The sequence below is a fragment of the Flavobacterium sp. 25HG05S-40 genome, assembly GCF_052654735.1.
The window spans coordinates 2908489-2927740 of the sequence record NZ_CP199750.1 but is presented as its reverse complement, the minus strand read 5'-3'; the positions used below and the strand labels follow the sequence as shown (position 1 = coordinate 2927740).

Sequence of the window (19252 nt, the reverse complement as noted above, 5' to 3'; positions counted from 1 at the left end):
AGGCAATATTTTGATTAGTGGGATTTTCGCAAATAAGTCTGAAAGCTAAAATCAAAAAGATGTTTATCGTCTTTGAGATGAAACTCTGATGCCATTAATTGCCATTGGTTCTCATCAATTTCTGGAAAATAAGTATCGGCTTCAAAGGTGTGATGCACTTTGGTAATATCGAGTTTATCGGCAATTTCAATAGACTGACGGTAGATTTCTCCGCCACCAATAATGAAAGTTTCTTCTTCTTTTGGACAAACGGCAAGGGCTTTTTGGAGGGAATCTACAACGATGCAACCTTCGGGCTGATAGTTTTGTTGACGGGAAATAATGACATGGGTTCGGTTGGGCAATGGTTTTGGAAAGCTTTCAAAGGTTTTTCTTCCCATAATGATATAGTGGCCAGAGGTGATGGTTTTGAATCTTTTGAAATCATCAGGCAAATGCCAAAGCAGTTGATTGTCTTTTCCCAGCGCATTATTTTCGGCAACAGCGGCAATTAGTGTAATCATTCGGCCGAAGCTTTAGAATTTTCGTAATCGTTTTTTAGTTTTTCTATTTTTTTGGATTGCTGTAACATCAGTTTGTCAATTTGCGCGCGTTCCCAATTCTTATTCATAAAGCTATCGGTTACAAGTACCTTAATAGTATGAAAAATAAAAAGGCAACTCCAAACAGCTACAACCCAAATCCACCAATTGGTTTCGTCGTGAAAGTTGAGTAAGTGATTGGCTGTAAATAAAAACACACTCCCAATAGCTAAAATGATGAAATGGACAAACAACCGTTTCTTTTGTCGGATTCTGTCCTTAGCATATTCGTATAATTCATGTTGATTGTTCTCCATAAGACGAAATTTGTGCCTTAAAGGTAAAGTTTATTTTTAAAATGGCGAAATCGGAATTTAAGATATCTCGACTCGAAAACGATTTCTTAATCACAGATGTAAAATTTATGCTACTATAATTTATACATCTTCTTCTTAATTGGCTTAGTTTTTAGCATATTCTCAAAAGTGATTTCGTGTGTAAAATGTATTGAACAATTGCGTTACTTTGCCTCAGTAATCTATAAATGAATTAGTTATGGCTATCAAAAAACAAGTTATAAAAACAAAACCGGTTGTTAAAGTTACCTTTTCAATCGATGCCAAAGAGGCAAATACAGCGGCAGTAGTTGGGGATTTCAATAATTGGAATCCGGCAGAAGGCACTTTGTCAAAATTAAAAACAGGAACGTTCAAAGCTACATTTGATTTACCAAAAGACAATTCTTTTGAGTTCAAATATTTAGTAGACGGAATTTATGTTAATGATCCGGAAGCAGACAGTTATGCTTACAACGACTTCGCTGGAGCAGAAAATAGTGTTTTAGCCCTGTAAATAATGGTTAGGTTTATTGGTTAAATCAAAAAACCGTCCCGATTTTCGGGACGGTTTTTTTAGTGTTATATTTTATCAATAGTAAAAGGCACACGACAAATTATGCTACTCAAGACTGTTTTTCCAATAGACTTCTACCTGACTTTTTTTAATTCGGATTTTAATCCATTGTGCTAACTTTTCCGAATTTACTTTGTCCAATGCCTTTCACTGGAGTAAATCACTACGGGGATAATTTTTATTTTTTAATGAATATTTCCTGCTAAAACTGCCAACATTTTCCCTCCGGAAGCATAGATGTGATAATATATAGTGGCTACAATCATCGTGTCACTAATGTCTTCATCAAGTACAGTTACTTGTAACCCATCATCCTTTTTTACGGCTATGACAAGATCTTTATCATATTCATCGGTAAGGTATGTTCCCGGTCTAAACCATCTTCCTTTGATGTCAAATCCGGTGTCGGCTCCGTTTGAAGTTATTTCTGCACCACCCCAAACGTAATCAAACGTAAACGTAAATAAAGTTTGGTCACCTTCTTTTAGCACTACATCTTTATTCGAATCTTTTTCAGCTCTCAGGGTTTTACTTTCTGTTAATAGTGAAGCATCTATATTATTGTCATCAAATATGATTTCCGAATGTAATTTTTCATCAGCATAAATTTTAAATGCTTGACCTTCTTTTTTTACTATAAGTTGTTTCATGAGTTTTTTATTTTTTACTAAAATAGCGTTTTATGATACTAATTAAAAATCAATTACCGATTCCTTTCGTTTTTTCAAGTAGATCTTAATTTTTTTTATTACCATCTAAGTTTCTTAAACCAGCTACTGTGCGTAGTTTTTCTTTCATTCTTTTGCTCATAGGTATTTCAATATAATACGTTATCAAAGAAGCTAATATAATCACAATGGGTAGCGCTACTAAAAATGCAGCAATCCAAAAATTAACATGTAGTTTATCCGTCAGAAAAGGAATGATAAAACGGATGGATATGTACTGATGAATTAAATATAAAGCAAACGAGATTTTACCAAAAAAAAGAGTCCATTTAGTTACTATAAAGCTTAATTTATTATTTACAAAAAGGGAGAATAGCGTAAAATAAATCAGTAACATTATGGCATATTCAGTTTGATTTATATACGTTCGTGACCTGCCTGAATATTGAAACAATAAAATCTGACTTACCAAACAAAATATAACAATGACATAATTCTGAAGAAGTTTATTGTGGTGCGTATAAATTTTGTAAAAGATGGTGCCTGCGAAAAATAAAGGAATAAATTGTGTGAGTGGAATAAAGCGAATAATTACTTTTATTGCGTGAACATCACCCCAAAATAATGTCATTACAACAACTAAAATGCAGGAGACAATTCCTATAGCATTCAGATATTTAAGTATTTTGAAATGAAGAAGGAACACTATTGCGATGTAGAATATCATTTCGATAATCATGGTCCAATAAGGATTGTCAAGGTCTTTTATTCCTAAATAAAATTGAAACATGGTCATATTTCCCAAATAGGACTTCAAATCAATTTGGTCTAATCCGCCATTTTTGAAATACGAGTTGATAGCAATTGCTATAAAAGTAACAGTAACACATGCCCAATAAGTAGGATAGAGACGGCTAATTCTATTAATAATAAAATCCAAACTGGTTTTAGCTTTATTAACGCTCATGTAAATCACAAAGCCACTTATCACAAAAAACAAATCAACTCCTGTAGTGCCTAGTTTAAATCCTAGTTCAGCTTCAGGTTTGCGCATCGTAAAATGGAAAAGCACTACCATTAATGCGGCAATACCTCTTAAAGCATCCAGTTCTTTAAATCGGTTATTTTGTAACTTAGTATCCATCGGCGGATTCAAGTTCTAAGGGTAACTAGACTATTAATTTTTATGTAATTCAAGTTTTGAATTTTTACTATTACGATTTAAAGATAAACAAATTTTCAAATTAGCACTTTACGACCAAGAAAAACAAAATAAGCCATTGTTTGAAACCGATGTTGATACTTCGGTTTTCCTACGAACTTAAGCACGTAAACTTTGCCAGTTTCCAACTCGGATTCTGCTTTCTATTTCTAGATAATTTTGTGTGTAATTTTTTAAAAAAATATTTTCCACACACTTTTTGTGTGTGATTTTCAAAAAAAATATTTTCCACACAACTTTTCAAAACAACATTTTCCGTTAACCTTTAGAGTTAGCTTTTCAATTTCCTTGCAAAATAGAGTAGAAGTGGAGTTAAATTTCCAGCGACTTTTCTGCTGATTCTTTTCTGAGTATAAATGGGGGAACCTGAGAGGTAATGTTTCGCGGCTTTAAGAATTTGGAGATTTCGGAAACGAGAACTGTCGACTAGCACTGCGCTTGATGCGAAGGCGAAAGCTTCAATTAAGCATAGAGCCGCCAATTTCTAAAACCCTTTGTTAGCGGTAGTTTTATTTGTATGCTATAGCTGCACTTGTAGGTCCAGCCAATGGGAGTAAAGCGGTTGATTTAAATCCAACTGCATTCGTCCATTTATTAAAGTCAGAAAACGTATAATCAAAGCCAGATCCCGTTTCAATGAGCATATTCAAACTCATCATCAAGCCAACCGCATTTTTATTTCTATCGGCATCAATTACATTTTCAATAGCAATTAGAACTCCGCCCTCAGGCAATGAATTATATGCTTTTTTAATCAGCATCAACTTTGTTTCCTCATCCCAGTCGTGTAAAATGTTTCCCATCGTAATGATGTCTGCGTTTGGAAATTCGTCTTTGAAGAAATTTCCACTATCTGTTTTTACACGGTCATGCATTTGAAATTGTTGAATTACTTCGTTTGCAATTGGTGCAACCGGAGGTAAATCCCAGCTGGTACAATTCATATGTCCCTGATGTTTGGCTACCATTATAGAAAGCATTCCTGCAGATCCTCCAATATCAACCAGGGTTTTGTGTTTTGAAAAATCAAATGATTGCGCTAAGGCCATAAAGTTGCCCATCTGAAATCCACTCATGGCGTGTATAAATTCTTTCAGTCTGTCTGCATCCGAATACAAAGCGTCAAATAGATCTTCTCCATCTTTTATCTCATTCTGGGGAAGGCCTGTCATTAAGCCTTCTTCAAGATTCCCCCAAAAGCCGTAAAGCCGATGGTTTAGCATTTCTAGCATTCCTCCAATATAGGAGGGTTTATTTTTGTCAAGAAAAAAATCTGTATCCATGCTGTTTGAATACTGGGCAGTTTCAAGCAAACCTTCACGGTTAAGGAAACCAAATGTTGTAAGCGCATCTAAAAAATCATACACATTACGATCGGTAGATTTGAAACCCAAATGTGATTTAAGTTCAATTGCTGACATTGTTTTCTTTTCAGCAAGCGTTGTAAAAACTTGAAACTTTACTGCTGATAAAAGAATTTTAGAAGCCCAAAAACCCGTGCCAATTTTCATTATATTTTCAGGAGTTGGATGATTTTGCTGTTGTTCCATTTTGATTTTATTTTTTTGTATGCCTACTCTGCTCGGTTTTCAGCTTACCCTTTGTTTGTTTTTTGTCTTAAAAATTGCGTTAGATTCTTGAGTCTGCGGTCGCATTGACGGTAACGTAATGCGGCTTTCGCACTGCTGCTGCAGTCACTGACCAAAACAAATCTACAAAATTTCTTTGAATGATAGGAGTGAAGACATCAGAGTATTTTCCACGAAGACAAAAACGCAAGCCCAAGCCCAGCAATAGGCGAAAACCGAGGTTAGCGGTAGTTATTTTTTCAAACCTTTAATTGAATAAATATCATTTGTTTTGAAATAAGCAGGCCAATTATAATTTTTGAACATTTCTTTGTCCTGTTTACTCATTTTATGACAACTCATACAAAGATTACCTGAATTATTGATGATAACATTATCCATTCCTTTTTGTTTCTTGTCCAAAAAAGTTTTAGTATTTCTTTCTGCGTTGGTTATTCTGTTCTCAAGCACTTCTTTAAAAGTCCAAGTGTTATAATTTGGTGAGGATTTCGCTAATTCATAAATTTTTATCGCAGCTGTATAATCTCCCGTTTTTGTAATCATATCTCCCATATGCAAAAAGTATCCTTCTATATTATGAGGTGCTATCCAACTATTATAACAAGCCCTATCTCGTCCTAAATTATGCTCAGGAATTTCTTTACTAATAAATTCTTTTATGCTTGGATTATTTTTATCAATTTTTGAAGTATAGCAATCTTCAAGTGTTGTCCATTGCCAGTCTAATGCTTTTTGGAAAAATTTTGCATTAGGATTGTATGATGAAAAAGTTACTCCAATTGTAAATTTGTTAAATTCTGGCCACTCTTTGATTGATTTAAGTCCTTTAAAATACCCTTTACGTGAAAGTTTTTTTGACTTTGAAATACTTCCGTAAGCCATTTGCGCGTCAGCAAGAAAACCTAAAATTCTTTTGTCGTTTGAGTTTAATTGATATGCTTTAGAAAAATATTTATAAGACAAAGCGGCATGGTCAGTAACCTTTGCAGTTACATTAGGAATTCGTTGCCATTCGGATAAGGCCCAAATGTGTGCAAATCCTAAATGAGCATTTGCAATCACATTAGTAGTGTCTTTTTTATATTGTTGTTCTAATTTATTTATTATGCTATCAACGTTTTCAATATTTCCAGTGTGAAACTGCTCCCAAAAATATTCATTTTCTTCATTTTCTATTTGGTTATACACATCGTCAAAAGATGGTTTGCTAATTTTTAAAGTAGCACAAGAGATTGCGAAAATTAAAAGTGTTAGAATAATAATACTTTTTTTCATCATCATTTGTATTTGATTTTTATACTAGGTACCTTTTTATAATTACCGCTAACGTGCCGCCGCTTGGCGTCAGTAGCGGAATTTTTAATAATTTGTTCTAAAGATAAGCAAAATTTCAACTTAGTAATTTCGGGCTAAGAAAAACAAAACTAGCCATTGCGCCAAACGGCTCCTATGTTTGTAAAATATTATCTTTAATACTAAATCAAAGATAACAGAAAGAACAAAAAGAGCAGAAAAAGAACGTCAAACGGCTTAAGCCTTCGAGCTTCACTAACATGATTATTCCTGCTCTTTTCTTGCTTTAAACCGTACAGTTTATTTGAACATTAAGTTGGTGCTAGGATCGTTGGCTAAATGCAAGATTTGTTCTTCCATGTCTTTCAAAAATAAATAAAAAATGGACAAGAAAATCAATTATTGTGGGGTTGATATATCAGCCGAAGTTTTAGATGCTTATTTTGAAGATATTCAAGGTCAAAAGACGCATTTGCAAGTTTCAAATTCTAAGACAGGGTTTAAAAAATTAGTAAAACAGACAGGTGAAGATTGTCATTTTGTAATGGAGGCTACCGGTGTTTATCACCTAAATTTCATCTTCTTTTTAGAAGAGTTAGGATTAGTATTTAGTGTAGTGAATGCACTTCAAATCAAACGGTATATTCAAATGCATTTGGAACGTAATAAGTCAGATAAGAAGGATGCTAAACGCATTTATGAATACGGGTTAGAACGGAATCCATTACCTTATCACATGCCTGAAAAAGCCTATTTTGAATGTCGTTCTCTAAATAATGCAATTCACGATTTAACTAAAGAAATCACCAAGTTTACCAATCAGTTACATAGTTTAAAAAAGACTCCGTTTGGCACCAAATCAATAGAATTGAGTTTTGAAAAAATAGTAAGGAAATTAAAAACGGAGAAGGCTGATTTAGAATTGCAGCTTCAGGATAAGTTACAGCAATGGGAGGGAGAAACACTACAACTGGTTACCAGTGTTAAAGGAATAGGTTCCCGAGCAGCCTCAGAACTCATTATTTATACACAAGGATTTAAAGACATGCAATCCTACCGACAATTAATCTCTTATGCCGGTCTGAGTCCAACAGAACGCAGTAGCGGAAGCAGTATAAGGGGCAGAGTAAGAATATGCAAACAAGGAGGTAAAACACTACGCAATATATTGTTCATGTGTGCCTTAAATGCCAAGAAAACCAATGCCTCTTGTAGAGCATTATATGACCGATTAGTTGAAAAAGGAAAGAACAAAAAAGTAGCCTTAATTGCTGTTTGCAATAAACTGCTGAAAATTGTGTTTGGAGTGGTAAAAAACAGGGTAAGTTACCAGGATGGTTATTTGCAAAAAACAGCTTAAAAAATTTGTTTTTTTACACAGTTCATGTTAGCCGTTCGGTTTTTTATTTATTTCAAATTTATAGTTTCTTTTCGCCCACATTTTACTCGGTTCAATCCATTCTTTTAGCGGTTTAAATAGAAATCCGTGTTTCAGATTTGTATTTAGTTCTATTTCTTCAAATTTAGTTATCTTCAGTTTTGAACTCATTTTGCGTTTTATTGCCGAAACTCCATAAAAATCAGATTTTTCATAAATTGTCAAAATATTTCCACAGTAATTTATTTCAGGATAATTTTCAATATCGCTTTCTCGAAAGCAACCAATAAATACAAAGTTTAAGTATGGATTTGCTATAATAGTTGAAACATATTGGGCAATATATCCACCTTTTGAAGTTCCAATTATAGAAATATGATTTGGTTTAACTCCAGTTTTCAATAAACTGTCAATTTGAGAAACTATTTTTTTTGCATAACTTTTTGCGTCAGTATTTTTCTTTCTCTTTTCACTCAAAACTATAAAGTCATCTTTCTCAAACGATTTAATAATTTCGGAATATTCCGCTTTTCCATATTCTGAGTGTTCGATTTCGAAATCATTTTCTTCGAGAAATTTATTATGAAGAAAAAATATATAGTTTTGCTCTTCTGTTTTTGTTTCAATTTCTTTTTTGGATTTTCCACAACTAATTATGAGATAAAAACTCAATATAAAAAGTAAAATATAGTTTGATTTTTGCATTTTTTCTTTAGGTTTTCTGTCGCTCGAAACTGACGGCTAACGTTCCGCGGCTTCGCGCTGTGGCGACAATTTACCGCTTTGTTGTAAAGATATGTAAATTTCCTTTTGAGTAATTTCCGGCTTAGAAAAATAAAACCAGCCATAGCGCGAAACCGCTGTTGTGTGCTGTTTTTATTGAAGACCTTTGAAAAAATTCCAAACTTCCTCTGCATATTCTATATCTCTATTTTGAACTCCACTTGCTGGTGAAGAATTGGTATAAACTGTCTTGCTTGGTACAGCGTGTCCTGCGTTGTTAAGAACAAAATATACCAAAGGTTTTGCACCACTATAAATTCTTTTTTCTACGTTTCCTGCATCTGTTGTGTTCACATTAAAAGTAGATATGGTTGGATTAATATTTTGTAAACCGTTTCTTTGTAACCAATAATTTAAAGTTGCTGTTTGAGATATTACTTTTCCACGATTACAATTGCCACCAATATCTGCTACACAACCGCCATTTGCTGGCATTGCAGGGTCGCTTGTTCCGTGAGTTATCAAGATTGGCAATGGTAGATTAGAGCCATTTGTACAAAGTCCGCTTTCAGGAAACTCAGGTAAATTCCCACTTGAAACGGCTATCGCTTTAATAGTTTCAGGAAATTGAAAAGCATAAGAATAGGTCATTAAAGCACCATTACTTGTTCCTGTTAAAAACATTTTGTTTGAATTAATATTTAACTCTGAGATTAATTTTGAATTTAACTGTTTCAAAAAGGTAATGTCGTCACCTTGACTTCCTGATATATCATCACTTCTACAATCATTCCATCCAGGATTTCCTTGAATGTCGAGTGAACCTTCTGGATAGACTACTAAAAACTTTTCATTGTCTGCAATTGTCCGAAAAACGGATAATGGATGAGCGCCTATTTCTGAAACTCCAATACCAAGTCCACCGCCACCGTGCAAAACTGTTACAACAGCATTTACAGCTGTCATTCCTGTTGGTCTATAAACTAAATATTTTCTGGTAATGTTGTTAATTGTTATATAATTTGTTGTCAAACCTTCTTGGTAAGGAATAACATTAGGATTTGAAGGATTTGGATTGTCGTCATCCTTGTTACAACCAAGAGTAAAAATCACGACAAATAATAAAAATGTTCTAATCATATTTTATTTATTTTGATAGTATACTTGGTTAGATGTTATTTTTATTGAAAGGTTTAATCTTTGCACGTTCTTTTTTAAAATAGCACACAACGTTTTGCAGCTTGGCGAAGTGGCGGACTTTGAAGCACTTACTTTCATTTTAGCACTAATGTTCATTTGAAAACCAAATGTTCAATTTAGCACTGAACCCGCCATTTTGCCAAACTGCTGTTGTATGCCGTTTTTTATATTTCATATAATTCAATTGGCAATTTATCTGGGTCTTCAAAAAAAGTAAAGCTTTTTTGGGTAAACTCGTCTATTCGTATTGGTTCAGTCTTTATATTGTAAGTTTCAAGTCTTTTTATTACTGTTTCTAAACTTGATACTTCAAAAGCTAAATGTCTCATTCCACAAGCTTCAGGTCTTGAAACTCTTACTGGTGGATTGGGAAAAGAAAACAATTCAATAACATAAACTTCGTTTAACGCTAAATCAAGTTTGTAAGACTGTCTTTCCTTTCTATAAACTTCTTTGATGATTTGCATACCTAAAATTTCTGTGTAAAAATATTTCGACTTTTGATAGTCAGAACAAATGATGGCGATGTGATGAATTCTTTTTAGCATAACTTACTTTAATAAAAAATGAGGCAACTTAGTCAGTTGCCTCAAATGTATTTTGAAAATACTTATAGTTTTTGAAGTTCTTTTAGAACAGCCTCACCAACACCGTGAGCTGATTGTGGATTTTGCCCTGTAACTACTCTTTGGTCAACTGTTACATGTGGCTGCCATAATCCAGATTTTTCAAATTTTGCACCACGTTCAATTAGTTTTGTTTCCAAACTAAATGGGACAACGTTTTCAAGTTTTACCGCAATTTCCTCTTCATTTGTAAAGGCATTGATTTTTTTGCCGTCAACTATGTACTTTCCATTACTTAATTTGATATTTACCAAGCCAGCTGGTCCGTGACAAACAGCACTTACAATACCATTATTTTCATAAATCTTTTGTGCGATTAATGCCAGCTCAGTATTATCTGCAAAGTCCCACATTGTACCATGTCCACCAGCATATAAAATAGCTGTGTAGTCAGATGGATTAACTTCTGATGGTTTCATTGTGTTTTGAATTTTAGCTTGATATTCCTTATCGGCTAAAAATCTTTGATTAATCGGGTCTTCATTGTTCGCTCCATAATAGGGTGGATTACCTCCTTTAGGGCTTACAAAATCAATTTCATAACCTGCATCAACCAATACAGCCCAAGGATGCGTTACTTCACCCAAATAATAACCAGTTGCTTCGCCTGTTTCTCCCAATTTGTTGTGGCTTGTTACCACAAATAAGATTTTCTTACTCATTTTTTTTGAATTTAAAGTTTGTGCAGTTGCTTGATTTAATCCAAGAAAAATGGTGCAACCTGCAATTACCATAATTCCTGCCAAGATGTTTTTAAATACTTTGTTCATTGCTTCATTCATTTAATTTGATGATGCAAAATTCGGAACATTGTCAATCTTGGCACAGGAGGTAAATCACAAGTTTGGTGTGACGTACATCACACTAAGAGGAAAGTCGACTAAGAGTTTCTCTTGAAACGCCTAAATAAGAAGCTATTAGTGTTTTGGGAACTCTTTGAAAAAGCGTTGGATATTGTTGGAGGAGTTGCTCATATCGTTCTTTTGCATTGCTATTGAGTAAAGAAAGGATTCTCCGTTGCAGGGCTACATAACCTGAATTTGATTTCTTTCTGAAAAAATGCTCTATCTTGTGCATATCTGCACAAAGTTTCTCCCGATTGTACAAAGATAAACATAGTACTTCAGTTGCTTCAATGCAGTCGATATTCAACGATGCCTTTGTTTCATTAAAATAGGCTTGATAATCCGTTATCCACCAATCCTCCATTGCAAACTGCATGATATGCTCTTTGCCCTCCTCATTTACATAGTATGCTTTCAAAAGACCTTTGATTACGAAATAGTCATTTTGAACGAAATCACTTTCTTGTATTAGGAATTGATGTTTCTTTAATTTTTTTGTAGTAAAGTGGGAGAGAATGTAATCAAATTCCTTGTCCGTCAATGGCGTGATTTTTTCTATTTGTTGTCTAAGTATTTCACTCATCTTATTTTGTAGTCTGTCTCTTAAAATGGCATACAACGTTTCGCCGCTTGGTGTCAGTGGCGATGCCAGCGGACTGATTAATTTCTGATAAAGATAAAGTTTTTTCGTGAAGAAAAAACGTCAAGGTAACTAAGCAACCTAGCCATTGCGCCAAACGGCTGTTATAAGAAGGGCTTATATCAATCTTTGTCTTTTCTAAAGCTTGTTGAGGATTCTCCATCTGGTCCAATGTCTAAATTACTGCCACTAATCCATAACTTTCCGTTTCCAAATTCTTCAAAATTTTTGCCAGCTTCATTAAAATTTTTCCAATTACTAAATTCAATTTCACAATTTCCATTATCACTTTTTTTCCATGTGCCTTTATCTTCGAATGTTTTATCATTTTCTTTATAATAATGTAAAAAAGTTCCATCGTCATTAAGGAGTAAATAATTTTCAGCTTTCTGATTATTTTCACAAATGTACTTTCCTGATAAATTATCAGGACAATTTCTTAAATCAATGCAACTTTTAACTAAGATCATTAAGAGTATACAAATCGTAGTTTTTATTACTTTCATCTTGATAAATAGTTTCGTCTAAGCCTTTCTTATAACGTTCCGCCGCTTCTCGTCAGTTGCGAAGTTCGGAACTTTATATTTTCTGATAAAGATAAAAATTCTTGCGAAACGTAAACGTGAACTTACCACAAAATTCGCAATTGCGAGAAACGGCTGTTAGCAAACGTATTTTATGAAATCCAGGTTTCCTCGATTTTAACAATAACCCATTTTTCTTTTATTTTCTTAATGTAAACCGAATAACCCAAGCCACACTTTCCACCACATCGATAACTGACATCTAAACTTCCGTTTTCTTTTTTCGCGTCAAATTTTATTTTAGTAAAAGACATAACTCCGGCAAATTTATTTTCAGTTTTCCATTCTGTGTATTCTAAGTCTTTTCCTCTTGGATGTTCACTTAAATGTCTAAAGATAAATTTTGAGTTTTTATATTTACTTAAGTCAGTTTTCTCATTAATCAATCCTTGATTTTCTAATGCGATTATTAGGTTTAGTGTATCTTTTTCCAAAGCAGATCTTTTAACTTCACATTCCAAATCTCTCTGATGTTGACCGACAGAATCCAAGCCAATCCACCTTCCATTTTTGTCATAAATTGGTTTGCCTTGTTCTGGGAAACAAGTATAAAGTCTTTGGTCTTTATATGTTGAATCAACAATTGAGATAAACAATTCATCAAAAATGCTTTGTTCGAATTCTTCTTCTGTGATTTTTTTGTCACATCCAAAGAAAACAAAAGTTGCGATTAATAATATGGTTTCTGTTACTCGTCTCAAAATATGTTTGCTAACGTGCCGCCGCTTGGCGACAGTGGCTACTTTTTAATAATTTGTTCTAAAGATAAGCAAAATTTCAACTTAGTAATTTCCGGCTAAGAAAAGCAAAACCAGCCATTGCGCCAAACGGCTGTTACCAGCAGTATCTTATTATTTTAGCCAAAAATATATCAGAATACATAATACAATTAAAAATAAAACTTGATTTGCGATTATGTCATAGCGACTTTTGGGTAATTTATGTTCAGGATAATCTAAATCCCACTTTCCTTTTTCCGCAAAATCATGTAATAATTTTGGAGTAACAGCAATATGTTCTACGAGTTCATTTGGCGCTCTAAACAAACTACTACCAAAACCATTTCCTTCCTCATAGTGATGAAAATACCAAAGATAAGAACTCATATCAACTTTATACTTTTCGGCATATTTTTCCATCAACTCGGAAAAATCATCTCCAGTCCAACCCAAATCACGATCAATATCTGAATTTTCAAATACTTTCTTTGAAGCAGTTTCTTCTTTTACAAATTCAATGATTTCTTCAATTTTATACTGCATCGTCTGGATATTGCTGGTAACGTGCTGCCGCTTCAAACAGTGGCGACTTTGTTAAATTATAGTTGGAAAGATAAGCAAAATTTCAACTTAGTAATTTCCGGCTAAGAAAAACAAAACCAGCCATTGCGCCAAACGGCTGTTACAAGCAGTTGCTTAAATTCCTATCAATTCTCTAAAATCATCTGCCAAAGTTTCTTTTAGTTTTTTAAACTCAACTTGTGTTCTTTCAAAAGTCTTGTTCCATAGTTCTCCATAATTAACGTAATTTTCGGTTTCTCTCGAGAAATAAGTTTCCCTATTTGCTTTTGAACGAACTAGAGTCATCTGAACTACAATTTGCCATGCTTCCCTGATTATATCTTCAACTTTGGAAACCGTTTCTTTTGTAAAAAAGATTTTATCAAATTCCAGTTGAGCAATTAATGTTTCAATTGTATTTATACATTCTTTTTCTCTTTGAGTGTCCCTTTTAAATTCTGCGCCTTGGGCAATATTTGTCGAATGAATTAAAGCTTTTTCTAGTTCTACAACCTTTTTGTAAAGTACAATTATCTTTTCTGCTCTATCATTATGAAGCTTAGAGAACTTTACTTCATGTTCAAGAGACTGTTTTGCTAACTCTGATTTATGAATTTCAATGTCTTTCTGTAAACTTGACTTGTATTTTTCGAGCCCTAAATCAAATGTTTTAGTAATGATTAATTTTCCTAACCAAATTGCAACTGTTGTAAATGCAGTAATTCCCGTAAAAAAATAAATAAATTTCTCCATATAATTGGTTTCGCAATTGCTTGTAACGTGCTGCCGCTTCACACAGTGGCGACGACATTAGGTTTAGTTGTAAAGATATAGAATTATCCTTTTAGTACTTTCGGTCTAAGAAAGAAAAACCAGCCATTGTGTGAAACGGCTGTTAGCGTTTCGGTTTTGCTCTTACTTTCCCGACACAAAAATGAACTTAGCCGAGAAACGTGATCAGACAGCAAACAAGTTATTGTTGAACAACACAAGTCCTAAAGTTTCCAGACACAAAAGACCAAACCATCATAGTAAATTCGACTGCAAGTATTTTAAGCAACACAAACTTAAGACATGAAATTCTCTCGGCTAAATTCTCCACTTAAAACTAAATATGAAAGGAACTGAAAACGACAATTTAACGAAACTAAAACTGAACGCTAACGTTCCGCGGCTTCACGCAGTAGCGGAACTTCAATAATTATTCGAAAGATAAGCAAAATTTGAATTAGCAGATTATTTTCCAAGGAAGAAAAACGAGCCATTGCGTGAAACCGCTGTTATAGGTCGTAGCTTCACGTTAACTTGAGCACGCAAACTTTGCCGGTTTCCTTTTCGGACAAACTTGGTTTCCAGTTTCAATTTTCAGCATATTTTCTGAATAAGATTTCTGCGCAAACTTTGCTCAACGCAACAACTTCCACAACAACTTCCGCAAACTTTGCCATTAACTTTTGCCGCAAAACTTTTCGGGTTTCGGTTTCAATTTTCCAGGAAAAATAGAGTAGAAGCGAACTCAAATTTTCAGCGTCTTTTCGAAGACTAATTTTCTCGGAAAACTTGGAGAAGCTATGACCTATAACGTATCGCCGCTTGGCGAAGTGGCGACTTTTTTAATAATTTGTTCTAAAGATAAGCAAAATTTCAACTTAGTAATTTCCGGCTAAGAAAAACGAAACTAGCCATTGCGCCAAACGGCTCCTATGTTTGTAAAATATTATCTTTAATACTAAATCAAAGATAACAGAAAGAACAAAAAGAGCAGAAAAAGAACGTCAAACGGCTTAAGCCTTCGAGCTTCACTAACATGATTATTCCTGCTCTTTTCTTGCTTTAAACCGTACAGTTTATTTGAACATTAAGTTCGTGCTAGGATCGTTGGCTAAATGCAAGATTTGTTCTTCCATGTCTTTCAAAAATAAATAAAAAATGGACAAGAAAATCAATTATTGTGGGGTTGATATATCAGCCGAAGTTTTAGATGCTTATTTTGAAGATATTCAAGGTCAAAAGACGCATTTGCAAGTTTCAAATTCTAAGACAGGGTTTAAAAAATTAGTAAAACAGACAGGTGAAGATTGTCATTTTGTAATGGAGGCTACCGGTGTTTATCACCTAAATTTCATCTTCTTTTTAGAAGAGTTAGGATTAGTATTTAGTGTAGTGAATGCACTTCAAATCAAACGGTATATTCAAATGCATTTGGAACGTAATAAGTCAGATAAGAAGGATGCTAAACGCATTTATGAATACGGGTTAGAACGGAATCCATTACCTTATCACATGCCTGAAAAAGCCTATTTTGAATGTCGTTCTCTAAATAATGCAATTCACGATTTAACTAAAGAAATCACCAAGTTTACCAATCAGTTACATAGTTTAAAAAAGACTCCGTTTGGCACCAAATCAATAGAATTGAGTTTTGAAAAAATAGTAAGGAAATTAAAAACGGAGAAGGCTGATTTAGAATTGCAGCTTCAGGATAAGTTACAGCAATGGGAGGGAGAAACACTACAACTGGTTACCAGTGTTAAAGGAATAGGTTCCCGAGCAGCCTCAGAACTCATTATTTATACACAAGGATTTAAAGACATGCAATCCTACCGACAATTAATCTCTTATGCCGGTCTGAGTCCAACAGAACGCAGTAGCGGAAGCAGTATAAGGGGCAGAGTAAGAATATGCAAACAAGGAGGTAAAACACTACGCAATATATTGTTCATGTGTGCCTTAAATGCCAAGAAAACCAATGCCTCTTGTAGAGCATTATATGACCGATTAGTTGAAAAAGGAAAGAACAAAAAAGTAGCCTTAATTGCTGTTTGCAATAAACTGCTGAAAATTGTGTTTGGAGTGGTAAAAAACAGGGTAAGTTACCAGGATGGTTATTTGCAAAAAACAGCTTAAAAAATTTGTTTTTTTACACAGTTCATGTTAGCAACAGTAATCGTATCACCAATTGTCTGAATCTATTTCTTCAAGATTTTCTTTTGGGAAGTTAAATTTTGAAATTAGTTCAATCTCAGTAAAAGATTTTCTTTTTGGATTAATCAAAATTTCGAGAGCTTCATCAATTTTATCATATTTTCCAGCTAAGTTTGAAGATATCGAATCTGTTACTCGAATTGTAAACATAGAAGTTTTTCTTGAGACTGATAGCCAACCTGAGTTAAACCCTAAAATTTTTCTAATGCACTTTTTATATTCAACAAATGCAATGAAAACATTTTTTAAATCGGCAATATCAATTTCGTCAGAACCAAAATTTTGGATTTCGTATTTTACTTGATTAATTAATTCCAAATATTCTTGAACATCACGCTTTTCTATAAAGTCACCGCTCAGAATAAAATCTAAATCAATTTTCTTAGAAGAAAACATCTCTTTCAACTTTGATTTTAAACTTTCGCTTTGATTTTCTGGAAAGAATGCTGAAACTAAAGATTCAATTCGTTTCAATCGAATTAATCTCGGCTTGTTTTCGTTAATAGAATTTAATGTGGTTTGCTTATAATCGGGAACCATTTCAATAAATTCCAGAATTTTTTCTAATAAGTCAATTCCGTTATATGATTTTGTTTTCTGCACTTATCTGAGATTATTGTTGCTAACGTGCCGCGGCTTTGCGAAGTGGCGACTCGTTTAATTGTTAGTTGTAAATATATCGAATTTTCCTTTTAGTAAATTCCGGCTTAGAAAAATAAACCAGCCATTTCGCAAAACCGCTGTTATGCGTTCGGTTTTCTTATCAATACTGTCACTTTTCTTTCTTCAGCCACTAATATTCGGTTAATAGAATTCAATATTCTTTTGACTTTAGCCACTTTCCTTTGGATGTTAGTAAATTTCAGAGCGACGGTAATCAATTTCAGAGCGATGGGAGTCCATTTCAGAGCGACGGTAATCAATTTCAGAGTGATGGTATTCAATTTCAGAGTGATGGTATTCAATTTCAGAGCGACGGAAATCAATTTCAGAGTGATGGGAATCAATTTCAGAGTGATGGGAATCAATTTCAGAGTGATGGGAATCAATTTCAGAGCGACGGTAATCAATTTCAGAGTGATGGGAATCAATTTCAGAGCGACGGTAATCAATTTCAGAGCGACGGTAATCAATTTCAGAGTAATGGTAGTCAATTTCAGAGTGATGGTAGTCAATTTCAATGCGATTGAAACCATTATTCTTTCTTCCTTAAAGGATATTCTCTTTTTGATTTAGAGTTTTCTTTCAGGTTTCGTCTTTTCGAATACTAGGCTTCTCGTCGAGGGGAAAACTGACGCATAACGTGCCGCGGCTTTGCGAAGTGGCGACTCGTTTAATTGTTAGTTGTAAATATATCGAATTTTCCTTTTAGTAAATTCCGGCTTAGAAAAATAAACCAGCCATTTCGCAAAACCGCTGTTATGCGTTCGGTTTTCTTATCAATACTGTCACTTTTCTTTCTTCAGCCACTAATATTCGGTTAATAGAATTCAATATTCTTTTGACTTTAGCCACTTTCCTTCGGATGTTAGTAAATTTCAGAGCGACGGTAATCAATTTCAGAGCGATGGGAGTCCATTTCAGAGCGACGGTAATCAATTTCAGAGTGATGGTATTCAATTTCAGAGTGATGGTATTCAATTTCAGAGCGACGGAAATCAATTTCAGAGTGATGGGAATCAATTTCAGAGTGATGGGAATCAATTTCAGAGTGATGGGAATCAATTTCAGAGCGACGGTAATCAATTTCAGAGTGATGGGAATCAATTTCAGAGCGACGGTAATCAATTTCAGAGCGACGGTAATCAATTTCAGAGTAATGGTAGTCAATTTCAGAGTGATGGTAGTCAATTTCAATGCGATTGAAACCATTATTCTTTCTTCCTTAAAGGATATTCTCTTTTTGATTTAGAGTTTTCTTTCAGGTTTCGTCTTTTCGAATACTAGGCTTCTCGTCGAGGGGAAAACTGACGCATAACGTTCCGCCGCTTCTCGTCAGTTGCGAACTTCGGAACGAATTATTTTCTGTTAAAGATAAAAATTCTTGCGAAACGCAAACGTGAACTTACAACAAAATTCGCAATTGCGAGAAACGGCTGTTAGCTGCTGGCTTTTTAATTTTCTGAGTATGGGATGAAACCATTTCTGTCATTAAATTCATTTACGAACAAGTTAGAAATTTCCAGGTCTATTTCATTAATGTCAATATTATCAAGCAATACAGATGTTTGATGAATAACTTCTGGTAGATTATCTTTAACGCGATAATTGTAGAATATCAATTTTCCAATTTCTATATCATTCTCTTCTCTTATTATCTGAAATCCAGTTCCAAGTCTATCGAAATGAATTGTTTTTAAATTCGTTTTTAAAATTCCATAATCATAACAGAAACTTATTGTTTTGGCATTCACAATCAGAGTTTCTTTTCCGAAAAAATTCCAAAGCAAATATCGAACGGGAAAAGCTAAAATTAAAACAAAGATTACAATCATTGGAAATAACATTTCTCTAATATCATCTTTTGTAATAGTAGAAACTACAAAAATGAAAACGGTCATTAAAATCAGAATCATAATTGATAAAACAACTTTCCCAAACGTGTTTGCTTTTACATTAAATGTAGCGTAAAAGTTTATTCCATCGTTATGTTTGTTTACAGTGTTTCTCATTTTAGATATGCGTTCTCGGAAGCTTGCAGCTAACGTGCCGCGGCTTCAAACAGTGGTGACTTTGTTAAATTATAGTTGGAAAGATAAGCAAAATTTCAATTTAGTAGTTTCCGA

General features: G+C 33.9%; 22 protein-coding genes. 5 read left to right on the top strand and 17 right to left on the bottom strand.

Annotated features, from left to right (window positions below; genetic code table 11):
- Positions 1–14: 14 nt before the first annotated feature.
- Together ACULEU_RS12750 and ACULEU_RS12745 are read right to left on the bottom strand one after the other, a co-directional pair.
- The gene (locus ACULEU_RS12750) at positions 15–503 is read right to left on the bottom strand and encodes a dihydrofolate reductase (RefSeq protein WP_445452946.1); all 489 of its coding nucleotides are present in this window, start codon (positions 501–503) and stop codon (positions 15–17) included.
- Positions 500–838, bottom strand: coding sequence for a 2TM domain-containing protein (locus ACULEU_RS12745; protein WP_445452945.1), 339 nt, complete (start codon positions 836–838; stop codon positions 500–502). The genes ACULEU_RS12750 and ACULEU_RS12745 overlap by 4 nt, the downstream gene beginning before the upstream one ends.
- Before the next feature lie 238 nt (positions 839–1076).
- Here ACULEU_RS12745 and ACULEU_RS12740 point away from each other — a divergent pair, with 238 nt between their 5' ends.
- Positions 1077–1373, top strand: coding sequence for an isoamylase early set domain-containing protein (locus ACULEU_RS12740; protein WP_445452944.1), 297 nt, complete (start codon positions 1077–1079; stop codon positions 1371–1373).
- A gap of 245 nt (positions 1374–1618) precedes the next feature.
- On the opposite strand, the gene ACULEU_RS12735 is transcribed toward ACULEU_RS12740, so the two are convergent.
- The 4 genes from ACULEU_RS12735 to ACULEU_RS12720 form a co-directional block, all read right to left on the bottom strand.
- Complete coding sequence (locus ACULEU_RS12735) at positions 1619–2083, bottom strand: hypothetical protein (RefSeq protein ID WP_445452943.1); 465 nt, start codon at positions 2081–2083, stop codon at positions 1619–1621.
- Positions 2084–2168: 85 nt separating this feature from the next.
- Positions 2169–3245: an acyltransferase family protein gene (locus tag ACULEU_RS12730; protein ID WP_445452942.1), complete on the bottom strand. Its 1077-nt coding sequence runs from the start codon at positions 3243–3245 to the stop codon at positions 2169–2171.
- 587 nt (positions 3246–3832) lie between these two features.
- Positions 3833–4873, bottom strand: coding sequence for a methyltransferase (locus ACULEU_RS12725; protein WP_445452941.1), 1041 nt, complete (start codon positions 4871–4873; stop codon positions 3833–3835).
- Between the two features lie 270 nt (positions 4874–5143).
- The gene (locus ACULEU_RS12720; protein WP_445452940.1) at positions 5144–6193 is read right to left on the bottom strand and encodes a hypothetical protein; all 1050 of its coding nucleotides are present in this window, start codon (positions 6191–6193) and stop codon (positions 5144–5146) included.
- Between the two features lie 394 nt (positions 6194–6587).
- Here ACULEU_RS12720 and ACULEU_RS12715 point away from each other — a divergent pair, with 394 nt between their 5' ends.
- On the top strand, positions 6588–7565 hold the full coding sequence (locus ACULEU_RS12715; protein ID WP_445452933.1) for an IS110 family transposase: 978 nt from the start codon (positions 6588–6590) through the stop codon (positions 7563–7565).
- 27 nt (positions 7566–7592) lie between these two features.
- On the opposite strand, the gene ACULEU_RS12710 is transcribed toward ACULEU_RS12715, so the two are convergent.
- From ACULEU_RS12710 to ACULEU_RS12670, 9 genes are all read right to left on the bottom strand, one after another.
- Positions 7593–8288 carry an alpha/beta hydrolase gene (locus ACULEU_RS12710; RefSeq protein ID WP_445452939.1) on the bottom strand — a complete coding sequence of 232 codons (696 nt, stop codon included), beginning with the start codon at positions 8286–8288 and terminating at the stop codon, positions 7593–7595.
- 171 nt (positions 8289–8459) lie between these two features.
- A complete protein-coding gene (locus ACULEU_RS12705) occupies positions 8460–9446 on the bottom strand; it encodes an alpha/beta hydrolase family esterase (RefSeq protein ID WP_445452938.1) in 987 nt (328 codons plus the stop codon).
- 224 nt (positions 9447–9670) lie between these two features.
- Positions 9671–10054: an SMU1112c/YaeR family gloxylase I-like metalloprotein gene (gene gloA2, locus ACULEU_RS12700; RefSeq protein ID WP_445452937.1), complete on the bottom strand. Its 384-nt coding sequence runs from the start codon at positions 10052–10054 to the stop codon at positions 9671–9673.
- Between the two features lie 62 nt (positions 10055–10116).
- A complete protein-coding gene (locus ACULEU_RS12695) occupies positions 10117–10902 on the bottom strand; it encodes a type 1 glutamine amidotransferase domain-containing protein (protein WP_445452936.1) in 786 nt (261 codons plus the stop codon).
- 94 nt (positions 10903–10996) lie between these two features.
- A complete protein-coding gene (locus ACULEU_RS12690; RefSeq protein WP_149243467.1) occupies positions 10997–11560 on the bottom strand; it encodes a Crp/Fnr family transcriptional regulator in 564 nt (187 codons plus the stop codon).
- 179 nt (positions 11561–11739) lie between these two features.
- On the bottom strand, positions 11740–12123 hold the full coding sequence (locus ACULEU_RS12685) for a hypothetical protein (protein WP_445452919.1): 384 nt from the start codon (positions 12121–12123) through the stop codon (positions 11740–11742).
- A 170-nt stretch (positions 12124–12293) separates the two neighbouring features.
- Positions 12294–12902 (bottom strand): hypothetical protein, encoded by a 609-nt coding sequence (locus ACULEU_RS12680; protein ID WP_306261640.1) that lies wholly within the window; start codon positions 12900–12902, stop codon positions 12294–12296.
- Between the two features lie 150 nt (positions 12903–13052).
- Positions 13053–13463, bottom strand: a complete 411-nt coding sequence (locus tag ACULEU_RS12675; RefSeq protein WP_445452935.1) for a DUF1493 family protein — start codon at positions 13461–13463, stop codon at positions 13053–13055.
- 153 nt (positions 13464–13616) lie between these two features.
- On the bottom strand, positions 13617–14234 hold the full coding sequence (locus ACULEU_RS12670) for a hypothetical protein (protein ID WP_445452934.1): 618 nt from the start codon (positions 14232–14234) through the stop codon (positions 13617–13619).
- 1176 nt (positions 14235–15410) lie between these two features.
- Here ACULEU_RS12670 and ACULEU_RS12665 point away from each other — a divergent pair.
- Positions 15411–16388: an IS110 family transposase gene (locus tag ACULEU_RS12665; protein WP_445452933.1), complete on the top strand. Its 978-nt coding sequence runs from the start codon at positions 15411–15413 to the stop codon at positions 16386–16388.
- A 45-nt stretch (positions 16389–16433) separates the two neighbouring features.
- Here ACULEU_RS12665 and ACULEU_RS12660 read toward each other — a convergent pair whose 3' ends face one another.
- Complete coding sequence (locus ACULEU_RS12660; protein ID WP_445452932.1) at positions 16434–17069, bottom strand: hypothetical protein; 636 nt, start codon at positions 17067–17069, stop codon at positions 16434–16436.
- Between the two features lie 246 nt (positions 17070–17315).
- Between ACULEU_RS12660 and ACULEU_RS12655 the strand changes: the two genes are divergently transcribed.
- Positions 17316–17702, top strand: a complete 387-nt coding sequence (locus tag ACULEU_RS12655) for a hypothetical protein (RefSeq protein ID WP_445452931.1) — start codon at positions 17316–17318, stop codon at positions 17700–17702.
- Between the two features lie 289 nt (positions 17703–17991).
- Positions 17992–18378 (top strand): hypothetical protein, encoded by a 387-nt coding sequence (locus ACULEU_RS12650; RefSeq protein ID WP_445452931.1) that lies wholly within the window; start codon positions 17992–17994, stop codon positions 18376–18378.
- A 202-nt stretch (positions 18379–18580) separates the two neighbouring features.
- On the opposite strand, the gene ACULEU_RS12645 is transcribed toward ACULEU_RS12650, so the two are convergent.
- Positions 18581–19138, bottom strand: a complete 558-nt coding sequence (locus ACULEU_RS12645) for a hypothetical protein (protein WP_445452930.1) — start codon at positions 19136–19138, stop codon at positions 18581–18583.
- Positions 19139–19252: the final 114 nt, after the last annotated feature.